The organism is Streptomyces sp. NPDC005722 (genome assembly GCF_040630935.1).
Lineage (GTDB): Bacteria > Actinomycetota > Actinomycetes > Streptomycetales > Streptomycetaceae > Actinacidiphila.
In genome coordinates, this window is the sequence record NZ_JBEXYN010000050.1 from 14593 (window position 1) to 26713 (window position 12121).

10 protein-coding genes are annotated in these 12121 nt (G+C 72.3%); 8 read left to right on the plus strand and 2 right to left on the minus strand.

Features of this window, described 5'->3' with window-relative positions; genetic code table 11:
- Positions 1-82: 82 nt before the first annotated feature.
- The 7 genes from ABZ479_RS35515 to ABZ479_RS35545 all read left to right on the plus strand — a co-directional run bounded on the left by ABZ479_RS35515 (position 83) and on the right by ABZ479_RS35545 (position 7659).
- Positions 83-2353 carry a sensor histidine kinase gene (locus ABZ479_RS35515; protein ID WP_500465397.1) on the plus strand — a complete coding sequence of 757 codons (2271 nt, stop codon included), beginning with the start codon at positions 83-85 and terminating at the stop codon, positions 2351-2353.
- A complete protein-coding gene (locus ABZ479_RS35520) occupies positions 2350-2760 on the plus strand; it encodes a roadblock/LC7 domain-containing protein (RefSeq protein WP_018562311.1) in 411 nt (136 codons plus the stop codon). Before ABZ479_RS35515 ends, ABZ479_RS35520 begins: the two co-directional genes overlap by 4 nt.
- Positions 2761-2766: 6 nt before the next feature.
- Positions 2767-3159 (plus strand): DUF742 domain-containing protein, encoded by a 393-nt coding sequence (locus ABZ479_RS35525; protein ID WP_499603132.1) that lies wholly within the window; start codon positions 2767-2769, stop codon positions 3157-3159.
- 52 nt (positions 3160-3211) lie between these two features.
- Positions 3212-3691, plus strand: coding sequence for a macro domain-containing protein (locus ABZ479_RS35530; protein ID WP_500465398.1), 480 nt, complete (start codon positions 3212-3214; stop codon positions 3689-3691).
- A gap of 95 nt (positions 3692-3786) precedes the next feature.
- A complete protein-coding gene (locus ABZ479_RS35535) occupies positions 3787-4656 on the plus strand; it encodes a DUF6397 family protein (RefSeq protein ID WP_500465399.1) in 870 nt (289 codons plus the stop codon).
- A 115-nt stretch (positions 4657-4771) separates the two neighbouring features.
- A complete protein-coding gene (locus ABZ479_RS35540) occupies positions 4772-5833 on the plus strand; it encodes an ATP-binding protein (RefSeq protein WP_500465400.1) in 1062 nt (353 codons plus the stop codon).
- Positions 5830-7659: a vWA domain-containing protein gene (locus ABZ479_RS35545; protein ID WP_500465401.1), complete on the plus strand. Its 1830-nt coding sequence runs from the start codon at positions 5830-5832 to the stop codon at positions 7657-7659. Before ABZ479_RS35540 ends, ABZ479_RS35545 begins: the two co-directional genes overlap by 4 nt.
- Positions 7660-7713: 54 nt before the next feature.
- On the opposite strand, the gene ABZ479_RS35550 is transcribed toward ABZ479_RS35545, so the two are convergent.
- Both ABZ479_RS35550 and ABZ479_RS35555 read right to left on the minus strand, forming a co-directional pair.
- Positions 7714-8580, minus strand: coding sequence for an acyl-CoA thioesterase (locus ABZ479_RS35550; protein WP_499603127.1), 867 nt, complete (start codon positions 8578-8580; stop codon positions 7714-7716).
- 67 nt (positions 8581-8647) lie between these two features.
- On the minus strand, positions 8648-11161 hold the full coding sequence (locus ABZ479_RS35555) for a DEAD/DEAH box helicase (protein WP_500465402.1): 2514 nt from the start codon (positions 11159-11161) through the stop codon (positions 8648-8650).
- Between the two features lie 134 nt (positions 11162-11295).
- Between ABZ479_RS35555 and ABZ479_RS35560 the strand changes: the two genes are divergently transcribed.
- Complete coding sequence (locus ABZ479_RS35560) at positions 11296-12087, plus strand: metal-dependent hydrolase (protein WP_500465403.1); 792 nt, start codon at positions 11296-11298, stop codon at positions 12085-12087.
- The last annotated feature ends 34 nt before the right edge of the window (positions 12088-12121 follow it).

The following is a 12121-nucleotide window of genomic DNA, read 5'->3' on the forward strand; positions in this document are numbered from 1 at the left end:
CAGTCGGCGTCACCAAGGGGGCATTCTTGGGCCAGACTGTGCCCCTCCCCATCGAACCCATGGTCGACCGAGGACCTCACGCATGCGCCTGCGCCCCCGCACCATCCGCACGCAACTCGTGGTACTTCTCCTGGTGCCGCTGATCTCGCTGGCGGGTCTGTGGACATACAGCACCCTCACCTCGGTGCGCGGGGCCTTCGCCCTCATGGGGATCGCGGACACCTACCGCTACTACGGAACCCCCGCGGACGACCTCGGACGGGCCCTGCAGGTCGAGCGGCGGCTCGCCGTCGCCTACGTGGCGTCCGACGGTGAGACCGGCGGTACGGAACTCGAGAGCGCCGAGCGCACCACCGACCGGCTGCTCGCCGTCGTCCGGGAGCACGCGCGCCGGCAGGCGCAGGGCACCGAACTGGACCTCGCCCAGCGGCAGCGGCTCAGCGAGCTGATCACCGCCGCCAAGGACCTGGAGCCGCTGCGCGAGGACGTCAGGAAGCGCGACGTCGGCTGGTCGATGACGCTCCACCGATACTCGGCTGTGATCGACCCCATCTTCCGGCTGCGCGGATCCCTTGCCGCGCTGCAGAGCGGCGAGGTGGCCCGGCAGGGCGGTTTCGTCATCGACCTCGTACGCGCCAGGGAACTGCTGTCCCGTGAGGACGCCATGCTCACTGCGGCGCAGGTCGGCCCGCCGATGACGGCCAGTCAGTACCGCGAGTTCATCGGCACCATCGACGGACGCAAGCTGCTGCACTCCATCGTCGACCCGGAGTTGACGAAGGCCGCCAAGGAGAGGCTCGACGAGTTCGAGGGCGGCAGCGTCGCCTGGACGCTGGACTCCATGGAGACCGCAGCCCGTTCGGCGGGTGCCAAGGACGTCGGCCTCGTCGTCTCCCGGGACCGCTGGCGGCAGAACGCCGACCGTGCGCTGACCGAACTGAGCGACATCAACATCGCCGCCGCCGCCAGGGTGGGCGAGCAGGCGCGTGACGACGGTATGGACGTGCTCGTGCGGACCGGCGCGGTCAGCTTCGCCGGACTGTTCCTGGTCGTGCTGTCGGTCGTCATCTCCCTGCTCATCGGGCGCGGCATCGCCCGCCGGCTCACGCTGCTGCGCAACCAGGCCCTGGAACTGTCCGGGAAGCGCCTGCCGGAGGTGCTGCGCAGGCTGCGCGCCGGCGAGGAACTCGACGACGACGCCGTCGCCCGGGCCGCCCCCGATCTGCGCTTCGGCGCCGACGAGATCGGACAGGTCGGCCGGGCCTTCAACAACGCCCAGCGGGCCGCCGTCCAGGCGGCTGTCGACCAGGAGAAGCTGCGCCGCGGCGTCTCGGCCGTCTTCACCAACCTCGCCCGCCGCAGCCAGGTGCTGTTGCACCGTCAGCTGACGCTGCTGGACGCGATGGAGCGCCGCTCCGGCGACCCGGAGGACCTGGACGACCTCTTCCGCGTCGACCACATCGCCGTCCGCATGCGCCGCCACGCCGAGGGCCTGCTGATCCTCTCCGGCAACGCACCCGGCCGCGCCTGGCGGCGCCCGGTGCGGCTCGCGGAGGTCGCGAGGGCCGCGGTCGGCGAGGTCGAGCACTACCAGCGGGTCACCGTCCGGCGCATGCCCCGGGTGGCGCTGACCGGCCCGGCCGTCGCCGACGTGCTGCACCTGCTGGCGGAACTCATCGACAACGCCACCGCCTTCTCGCCGCCCGACACCAAGGTCGAGGTACGCGGCGAGGTCGTCGCCGGCGGTTACGTCCTCGAGGTCGAGGACCGCGGTCTGGGCATGAGCGCCGAGCGGCTCGCCGAGGCCAACAACGAACTCGGTGAGGCCGGCGGCGGGACGGAGCTCCCCGAGACCGACCGTCTCGGACTATTCACCGTCGGGCGGCTCGCCGCCCGGCAGGGGGTGCGCGTCACCCTGCGCCGCGGACGGTTCGACGGCACCGTGGCGGTGGTGTTCGTCCCGCAGTCGGTGCTCGTGGACGCCTCGGGCGACGACGTCGAGACCGGCGAGCACGTGCTCCGGCCGCGAGCCGTTCCCGAACCGCCCGGGCCGGACCGCGCGGACGCGGGTCCGCGCACGCCGAGGCCCCGGCGTGGACCGACCCGGCCGCGTGAGGAAGGTCGCACGGGTACGGGGTTGCCGAAGCGCCAGCGGCAGGCGAGTCTCGTGGCCCAGTTGAGGGACGACGGGGTGCACCAGAGCCCGGCGGAGCCGCCGGGCGGGGGAGACGAAAGGGAACGATCTCCGGAAGAGGCTCGTTCCACCATCACGGCGTTCGCCCGCGGCCTGGCCCGCGGCAGGGACGCCGCAGCACCGCAAGGGACAGCGGAGACCGGGGAGAACGGGGGATGACGGTGAGCAGTGGACTCACGTGGCTGATGGACGATCTGACAGAGCGGGTGCCGCACGTCAGGCACGCGCTGGTGCTCTCCGGCGACGGTCTGGTGACCGGGGCGAGCACCAGTCTGGACCGTGCCACGGCCGAGCACCTGGCCGCCGTCTCGTCCGGGTTCCACAGCCTCGCCAAGGGCGCGGGCCGGCACTTCGACGCGGGCGGCGTACGCCAGACGATGGTGGAGTTCGACGACGGCTTCCTGTTCGTCACGGCCGCGGGCGAGGGCAGTTGCCTCTCGGTGCTCAGCGGGGTGCAGGCGGACGTCGGGCAGATCGCCTACGAGATGACCCTCATGGTCCACCGGGTCGGTGAACACCTCGGTGTCACGCCGCGCCGGCACGACGCGGCGGCACCGGGGGAGTGATGAAGCATGAACCCGAGCCCGCCGGGAGACGAGGGCGCGCTCTGGTATGACGACGAGGCCGGTCCGATGGTGCGCGCCTACACCATCACCGGCGGTCGCACCCGGCCGGACTCCGACGGTGACGTCGACCTGATAGCCGTCATGGTCCCGGCCGTCGGTACGGCCCCGGACGACGACCTCGACGAGGAGCACCTGGCCCTCCTGGACCTGTGCCGGGACGGCCCGCTCACCGTGGCCGAACTGGCCTCGGAGGCCGACCTCGCGCTCGGAGTCGTCCGCGTGCTGCTCGGGGACCTCCTCCGGGACGGCCACCTGCGGGCCATCCGGCCCGTTCCGCCGGCCGAGCTGCCCGACGTGGGGCTCCTCAAGGACGTCATCGACGGCCTGCGCGCCTTGTGAACCGGGCCGCCGGTCAGGCGGCGTTGTCGGACCCCGGACGTACGGTGACCCCATGGAGGGGATCACCTACGTCCGGGGGGACGCCACCGCGCCGCAGGGCAAGGGCGTCAAGTTGATCGTCCACGTCTGCAACGACGTGGGCGGCTGGGGCAAGGGGTTCGTCCTCGCGCTCTCCCGCCGCTGGCCGGAGCCCGAGGCCGCGTATCGGCGATGGCACCGCGAGCGTGCCGGCAACGACTTCGCGCTGGGCGCCGTCCAGTTCGTCCGGGTCGGCGAGTGGATCTGGGTGGCCAACCTCGTCGGGCAGCGCGGCATCCGCAGGGGGAGCAACGGCGTTCCCGTGCGGTACGAGGCGATCGACGCCGGGCTGGCCCTGGTGGCGCGGAAGGCCGCGGAGCTCGGCGCGTCCGTGCACATGCCCCGCATCGGGTGCGGGCTCGCGGGCGGCCGGTGGGAGCGGGTCGCGCCGTCGGTCGAGGAGCGGCTCGTGGGCCGCGGGATCCCCGTGACCGTGTACGACCACGGGGCGTGACGAGAGTTATCCACAGGCCCCGGCGGATGTCGCCGTGAGGACCTATCGTCGTGACTGTCAGTGATGAGTCGCTACGGAAGGTCAGGGGGAGTGGCATGGCTGTCAAGGAGACCGCCGCCCGCGAGGCGCTCGGCATGCAGCGCGCCCGGGAGGAACTGTGCCTGGAGGCAGAGGAGTTCGAGGTCGCGCTGCAGACCGGCGAGGTGCGTACGGCGCCGGCCGTCGGCGGACGCCGTCGCGTCGTCCGTGAGGACGTGGACCGGCTGCGGGAGGAGGAGGGCTTTCCCGACCGCCTGCGCGCACGGCTGGAACTGGTGGGCGGCATCGAGGGCGCGGCGCTGATCGGGATCAGCCGGGAGCGCTTCGCCCGGCTCGCCAGGGGCGGCTTCCTCCGCCCCGTCCGCTGGTACGTCAACCGCTACCGCGCCGTGGTGTGGCTCTACCTCGCCGAGGACGTGCGGAGGTTCGCCCGGGCCCATCCGGAGCTGCTGGAGGGCCGGTTGCCCGCCGAGCTGCGCGACGCCCTCGACGAGGGCGAGGACCACCGCGCCCGCGGCTGGCGGGCCCGACGCGTCGAGGAGCTCGTACGGGACGCCGCGGACGCCTGGGCCGAGGCGTCCGCATGGTCCGCCCTGCTGGGCCCGCAGGCGGCCGCCGACGCCGTGCCCGACGCCCGCGAACGGGCCTACCTACGCCGGCTGTGCCCGGCGCTCCCCGCCGGCAGCCCGGGCTCGTACGCGACCCGCGAGCTGATCGAGGGCCAGACGGTCGCCTCCCACCCCGACGAGGTCACCTTCGCCCAGGTCTCGCTCGCGGACGCCCTGCTCAGGGCCCGCGCCGCCCGCCCCGCCCCGCACCCTGATCGCGGCGAACCCCCCGCCCGCCCGGCCACCCCACCGCCCCCGCCCGAGCCCGCGCCCACTACCCCACCCAGCCGCTGGCGCCGCCTCCTCGGACTGGGGTGACCGGGCGTGTGTGCCGAAAAGCAGGTGCGGGCCGGCGGCGGCAAGGGTGAGACTTCTCGGGCCGGCCGGCGCCCGTCGAATGCCCGCCACCCCTCGATCCCCAAGGAGCCCGCGCTTGCAGGGTGTTGTCACCGTCTCGCCTTCCCAGGTGCCCGAGCTGCTGCTCAACCTGGCCACCGTGCGCCCGGTCTTCCTGTGGGGCGCACCCGGCATCGGGAAGTCCTCCCTGGTCAGGGAGTTCGCCGACTCGCTGGGACTGGAGTGCGTGAGCCTCATCGGAACGCAGCTGGCCCCGGAGGACCTCATCGGCGTTCCGCAGATCGTCGACGGCCGCTCGCGGTTCTGCCCGCCGGAGACCATCGCCCGCGACGAGCCGTACTGCCTCTTCCTCGACGAGCTGAACGCGGCCACCCCGGACGTGCAGAAGGCCTTCTACTCGTTGATCCTCGACCGGCGCATCGGTTCGTACGAGCTGCCGCCCGGCAGCATCGTCATCGGTGCGGGCAACCGGGCCACCGACAACGCCCTGGCGCGTCCCATGGCCTCCGCACTGGTCAACCGGCTGGCGCACATCCATCTGCAGGCGTCCGCCGCGGACTGGCTGGTGTGGTCGGCCGGCGCCGGCATCCATCCCTGGATCACCGACCATCTCACCGACCGGCCGGACCACCTGTGGTCCGCACCGCCCAAGACCGAGGAGCCGTTCTCCACCCCACGCGCCTGGCACATGCTCTCCGACGCGCTCCACTCCTTCGGACCCGCCCTGGACGAGGAGACGCTGAAGGTGCTGGCCTACGGCACGCTCACCCCCGCACACGCCACCGCCTTCTGCGGCTACGTCAAGATCGTCCGGCACTCGTACGGTCTGGAGGCCATCCTCAAGGGCGACGCCTCCTGGCCGCGCCGCATCGAGGACCGCGACCTGCTCTACTACCTCGCCGACTCCTTCCGAGGCCGACTGGTCAAGGAGTTGCCGGCGCAGCGGGAACACGCCTCCCCGGCCGTGCGGCAGATGGCCTACCGAGCCAAGGCCCTGCTGGTCCAGTTGGCCGAGATCTCGGTCGAGGTCGCCCAGACCGTGATTGCCGACGGCGACGACGGCAACCCGGTGCTGCCCTCCTGGTTCCTCCTCGAGGCCGCCCGGGACATGCCGCGGCTGGTCGAGGCACGCCGGTGAGCGGTGCGCGCGGTGACAGGTCCCGGGCCCGGTCGGTGCCCCGCAAGGATCCCGCCGGCGAGGCGTTCGCCGCCGGGGTGGAGCTGCTGCGCCGCAACACCGCCCTCGCCGCGCTCTCCGCCGTCAACGGCCGCCTGTGTCGCAGCGAGGAGTGCGAGGAGCACCCCCGCGGCGGCTGGGCGGCGGTCACCTCCAACGGCGTCGTGCACGTCGACCCCCTGCGTCACGCGGCGCCGGAGGAATGGGCGTGGGTGCTGGCGCACTGCCTCCTGCACCTCGGCTTCGGGCACCTCCCTGCCGCCAGGGGTCCACGCGAGCAAATCGACCGCTTCGACCTGGCCGCCCGCTGCGCGGTGGTCAACCGCTTCCTGGGCACCTTCCCCGTGGGCCGCGCACCCGTCACCCTCCCGCCGGACTTCCCGGACGGCGACGAGGAGCAACTCGCGGCGCGCTGGCGCCGTGAGGGCATCCCGGCTGCGTTCGCGACGTGCGGCACCGGAGGCCCGGAGCGCGATCAGGTGCTCCACCCCTGGAAACAGTCCTGGATCCCGGAGGACTGGACCGTCGCCTTCGCGAGCGCCCTCACCCGCACGATGTCGGCGGCCATGGACGTCGCCGCCGGCCGTCGCGAGGAGCTCACCGGGGCGAGGCGTCCGCTGCGCCCCTGGGAGCGTGCCCTGAGCTGGTTCGTCTCCTCCTACCCGCTGCTCGGCGGCATCGCCGCCGGGATGACCCTGGTCGCCGACGCCGAACTCGCCCGCGCGCAGCGGATCTCGGTGGCGGCGGTCAACGCCGAGGCGGGGGAGATCTACCTCAACCCGCTGTGCCGGTTCGAAGACGAGGAATGGCGGTTCATCCTCGCCCACGAGATGCTGCACGCCGCGCTGCGCCACGGCGAGCGCCAGGGCGGCCGGGACCCGTACCTGTTCAATGTCGCAGCGGATTACGTGATCAACGGCTGGTTGCTGGAAATGGGCGTCGGGCACATGCCCGAGGGCCTGCTGCACGACCCGGCCCTCGCCGGACTGTCCAGCGAGGAGGTCTACGACCGCATCGCCCGGGACCAGCGGCGGTTGCGCCGTCTCGCCACGCTGCGCGGCAAGGGCCTCGGGGACGTCCTCGGCGAGCCGCTGCCACGCCCTGGGGAGACCGCGCCCTCATGGGTGGACCTGGACGAGTTCTACCGGCGCGGGCTGCTTCAGGGGCTCGAACTGCACCGCCGTGAACGCGGCCTGCTCCCCGCCGGACTGGTCGAGGAGATCCGCGCGCTGTCCCAGCCGCCCCCGCCGTGGGACGCCAGGCTCGCCCGCTGGTTCGACGAGTACGTGCCCCGCCCCGAGGCGGTGCGCAGCTTCGCCCGTCCCGCCCGGCGGCAGGCCTCCACCCCGGACATCCCCCGGGCCGGCCGCAGCCACCCGCCTCAGGAAGTGGCCCGCTGCACCTTCGGCGTGGTGCTGGACACCTCTGCGTCCATGAGCCGCACCCTGCTCGGCAAGGCGCTCGGCGCCATCGCGTCCTACGCCACCGCCCGCGACGTGACCGCCGCGCGGGTGGTGTTCTGTGATGCCGCGCCCTTCGACGCGGGCTATGTGCCGGTCACCGAGATCGCGCACAAGGTCCGCGTCAGGGGCCGCGGCGGCACCGTGCTGCAGCCCGGTGTCGACCTGCTCCAGCGCGCTCCGGACTTCCCTCCGACGGCCCCGGTCCTGCTGATCACCGACGGCGAGTGCGACGTCCTGCGGATACGCCGCGAACACGCCTTCCTGATACCCCACGACGCCGGCCTGCCGTTCACGCCGCGAGGCCCGGTCTTCAAGATGCGCTGACGGCCGGCCCGCGGAACGACGCCCGGTGCAGCCCAGCGCCCCGGCGCGGGGGGTTCAGTCGCCGTGTTTGCGGAACAGTCCCTCCTGGACCACGGAGACCAGCAGGCGGCCCTCGCGGTCGTAGATGCGGCCGCGGGCCAGGCCGCGCGCCCCCGTCGCGACGGGGGACTCCTGGTCGTACAGGAACCACTCGTCGGTGCGGAACGGCCGGTGGAACCACATCGCGTGGTCCAGCGAGGCCATGTCGAAGCCGCGCGGCCCCCACAGCGGCTCGACCGGCACGCGCACCGCGTCCAGCAGCATCATGTCGCTGGCGTACGTCAGGGCGCAGGTGTGGACCAGGGGGTCGTCGCCGAGCGGGCCCACCGCGCGCATCCAGACCGCGCTGCGCGGCTCGGCGCCCTCGACCTCCGCGGCGGTCCAGCGCAGCCGGTCCACGTAGCGGATGTCGAACGGCTGCCGCCGTGCCATCCGCTCCAGCTGCTCGGGGAGTTCGCCGAGGTGCTCCCGCAGCTCGTCGCTCAGCTTCGGCAGGCTCTCCGGGTCCGGGACCTCGCGCATCGGCAGCTGGTGCTCGAACCCGGGCTCCGGCACATGGAAGGAGGCGGTCAGGTTGAAGATCGTCCGGCCCTGCTGCACCGCGACCACGCGCCGCGTGGTGAAGGAGCGGCCGTCGCGGATCCGCTCCACCTGGTACACGATCGGCACGCCGGGACGCCCCGGGCGCAGGAAGTACGCGTGCAGGGAGTGCACCGGACGGGTGCCGTCCGTCGTGCGTCCGGCCGCGACCAGCGCCTGGCCCGCCACCTGGCCGCCGAACACCCGCTGGAGGCGTTCCTGCGGGCTCTGCCCGCGGAAGATGTCCTCCTCGATCCGCTCCAGGTCGAGGAGGTCCACCAGCCGCTCGGCGGGGTTGGTCATCGGGTGCGCTCCTTCGTGCGGGTGGCCGGTCGCGAGTCCCCGGAGGCCCCTGAGGTCCTCCCCGAGGTCACAGTGCCCCCACCGCCGTCACCTTGACCACTGCGCGGCCCTCCTCGTCGGAGGCGGTGAGGTCGACCTCGGCGGAGATGCCCCAGTCGTGGTCGCCCTCCGGGTCCGCGAAGGTCTGGCGGACCTTCCACAGCCCCTCGCCGGGACGCTCCTCGATCTGCAGCAGCTTCGGACCGCGCGCGTCGGGCCCGGTGCCCAGGTCCTCGTACTCGTCCCAGTAGGCGTCCATCGCCTCGGCCCACGCGTCCGCGTCCCAGCCGGACGCGGCGTCCATCTCGCCGAGTTCGCCGAACCGCTCCAGCGCCGCCAGCTCCACCCGGCGGAACATGGCGTTGCGCACCAGGACCCGGAAGGCGCGGGCGTTGGCCGTGACGGGCTTGACCTGGTCGGCCCGCTCCTGGGCCTCCTCGGCCGTCATCTCGCCGGGGTTGGCGAGCTGCTCCCACTCGTCGAGCAGGCTGGAGTCGACCTGGCGGACCAGCTCGCCGAGCCAGGCGATGAGGTCCTGCAGGTCCTCGGACTTCAGGTCGTCCGGGACGGTGTGCTCCAGCGCCTTGTACGCCCCCGCCAGGTAGCGCAGCACGATGCCCTCGGTCCGGGCCAGTTCGTAGTACGAGACGAACTCGGAGAAGGTCATCGCCCGTTCGTACATGTCGCGCACGACCGACTTGGGCGACAGCGGGTGGTCGCCGACCCACGGGTGGCTCTTGCGGTAGACGCCGTAGGCGTGCGACAGCACCTCCTCCAGCGGCTTGGGGTAGGAGACGTCCTGCAGCCGCTCCATCCGCTCCTCGTACTCGACCCCGTCGGCCTTCATCGCCGCGACGGCCTCGCCGCGTGCCTTGTTCTCCTGGGCGCCGAGGATCTGCCGGGGGTCGTCGAGGGTCGACTCGATCACCGACAGCATGTCCAGTGCGTAGGAGGGGGACTCCGGTTCCAGCAGCTCGAACGCGGCCAGCGCGAAGGTGGACAGCGGCTGGTTGAGCGCGAAGTCCTGCTGCAGGTCGACCGTCAGCCGGACGATGCGCCCCTCCTCGTCGGGCTCGTCCAGCCGCTCCACGACCCCGCCCGCCAGCAGCGAGCGGTAGATCGCGATGGCCCGCCGGATGTGCCGAATCTGGGACCTGCGGTCCTCGTGGTTGTCCTCCAGCAGCCGCCGCATCGCGTCGAAGGCGTTGCCAGGGCGGGCGATGACCGACAGCAGCATCGCGTGGGTCACCCGGAAGCGGGAGGTGAGCGGCTCGGGGTCGGAGGCGATCAGCTTCTCGAAGGTGTTCTCCGTCCACGCGACGAAGCCCTCGGGCGCCTTCTTGCGGACCACCTTGCGGCGCTTCTTCGGGTCGTCGCCGGCCTTCGCGAGGGCCTTCTCGTTCTCGATCACGTGCTCCGGCGCCTGGGCCACCACGAAGCCCGAGGTGTCGAAGCCGGCGCGCCCCGCGCGGCCCGCGATCTGGTGGAACTCACGGGACCGCAGCACACGCACGCGGCTGCCGTCGTACTTGGTGAGGGCGGTGAAGAGCACGGTGCGGATCGGCACGTTCACGCCGACGCCGAGGGTGTCCGTGCCGCAGATGACCTTGAGCAGTCCCGCCTGCGCCAGCTTCTCCACCAGGCGCCGGTACTTGGGCAGCATGCCGGCGTGGTGCACACCGATGCCGTGCCGGACGAACCGGGACAGGTTGCGGCCGAACGTCGTGGTGAAGCGGAAGTTCCCGATGAGCTCGGCGATGGCGTCCTTCTCGGCGCGCGTGCACATGTTGATGCTCATCAGCGCCTGCGCCCGCTCCACGGCGGCCGCCTGCGTGAAGTGCACGATGTAGACGGGGGCCTGGCGGGTCTCGAGCAGCTCGGTCAGCGTCTCGGTCATGGGGGTGAGCCGGTACTCGTACGACAGCGGCACCGGCCGCGTCGCCGAGCGCACCACGGAGGTGGGCCGGCCGGTGCGGCGCGTGAGGTCCTTCTCGAAGCGCGTGACGTCGCCGAGCGTCGCCGACATCAGCAGGAACTGGGCCTGCGGCAGCTCCAGCAGCGGGATCTGCCACGCCCAGCCCCGGTCGGGCTCGGCGTAGAAGTGGAACTCGTCCATGACGACCTGGCCGATGTCGGCGTCCTTGCCGTCCCGGAGCGCTATCGACGCCAGCACCTCGGCCGTGCAGCAGATGACGGGCGCGTCCGGGTTCACGGAGGCGTCCCCGGTGAGCATCCCGACGTTCTCGGTGCCGAAGAGCTTGCACAGGTCGAAGAACTTCTCCGACACCAGGGCCTTGATCGGCGCGGTGTAGAAGGTGACCTCGTCCCGGGCCAGCGCCGCGAAGTGCGCACCCGCCGCGACCAGGCTCTTCCCGGAACCCGTGGGGGTCGACAGGATGACGTTCGCACCCGACACGACCTCGATCAGCGCCTCCTCCTGGGCGGGATAGAGCGTGATGCCCCGGCCCTCCGCCCAGGACGAGAAGGCCTCGAAGAGGGCGTCGGGGTCGGGCTCGGAAGGCAGCTGATCGATGAGGGTCACACCACCATCTTGCCTGCCTCCCGGACCGGGGGGTGAACCGGCGGCGCGCACGAAGATCGGCCGACGGTATGGTGTGCCGTCGACTGGGCGTCAAGTCCGCTGTCAGAGCGGGCCGAAAGGGCGGGACACACACCATGATGGGACCGGCACACTCCATCTCCGGAGCGGCAGCGTGGCTGTCCGTGGGAGCAGTCTCCGCGGGGCTCGGTCATCCGATGCCGTGGCCGACCATCGTGGTCGGCGCGCTGATCTGCGCCGGCGCGGCGCTCGCCCCCGACCTGGACCACAAGGCGGCGACGATCTCGCGGGCCTTCGGCCCCATATCGCGCGGGCTGTGCGAGATCATCGACAAGCTGTCGTTCGCCACCTACAAGAGGACCCGGAAGCCCGGTGACCCCGTACGCCAGGGCGGACACCGCACCCTCACCCACACATGGCTGTGGGCGGTCCTGATGGGCGCCGCGGCCTCCGGCCTGGCCCTGGTGGGCGGCCGGTGGGCGGTGCTCGTCATCCTCTTCGTGCACGCGGTACTGGCCGTCGAGGGGCTGCTGTGGCGGCAGGCCCGCGTCTCCAGCGACGTCCTGGTCTGGCTGCTCGGCGCGACCAGCGCCTGGGTGCTGGCGGACGCCCTGGACAGCACCGAGAGCGGCAAGGCCTGGCTGTTCACCGAGCCCGGCCAGCACTACCTGTGGATCGGCGTCCCCATTGTGCTGGGCTCCATCGTGCACTGCATCGGCGACGCCCTGACCGTGTCCGGCTGCCCCGTGCTGTGGCCCATCCCGATCGGCCGCAGGCGCTGGTACCCGCTCGGCCCGCCCAAGTTCATGCGCTTCCGCGCCGGCAGCAAGGTCGAGGTCAAGGTGTTGACGCCGGTCTTCTTCGTGATCGGTGGCGTGGGCGCGGCCGGGGCCCTGTTCTTCGGCTGAGAGCCCCTGCCACGCCACACCGCCGTGCTGTGAC

Coding starts and splice junctions, on each gene's coding strand:
- ABZ479_RS35525 (WP_499603132.1), top strand. CDS start 2,767: ATGAACCCGAGCCCGCCGGGAGACGAGGGCGCGCTCTGGTATGACGAC.
- ABZ479_RS35515 (WP_500465397.1), top strand. CDS start 83: ATGCGCCTGCGCCCCCGCACCATCCGCACGCAACTCGTGGTACTTCTC.
- ABZ479_RS35550 (WP_499603127.1), bottom strand. CDS start 8,580: ATGACCAACCCCGCCGAGCGGCTGGTGGACCTCCTCGACCTGGAGCGG.
- ABZ479_RS35520 (WP_018562311.1), top strand. CDS start 2,350: ATGACGGTGAGCAGTGGACTCACGTGGCTGATGGACGATCTGACAGAG.
- ABZ479_RS35535 (WP_500465399.1), top strand. CDS start 3,787: ATGGCTGTCAAGGAGACCGCCGCCCGCGAGGCGCTCGGCATGCAGCGC.
- ABZ479_RS35530 (WP_500465398.1), top strand. CDS start 3,212: ATGGAGGGGATCACCTACGTCCGGGGGGACGCCACCGCGCCGCAGGGC.
- ABZ479_RS35560 (WP_500465403.1), top strand. CDS start 11,296: ATGATGGGACCGGCACACTCCATCTCCGGAGCGGCAGCGTGGCTGTCC.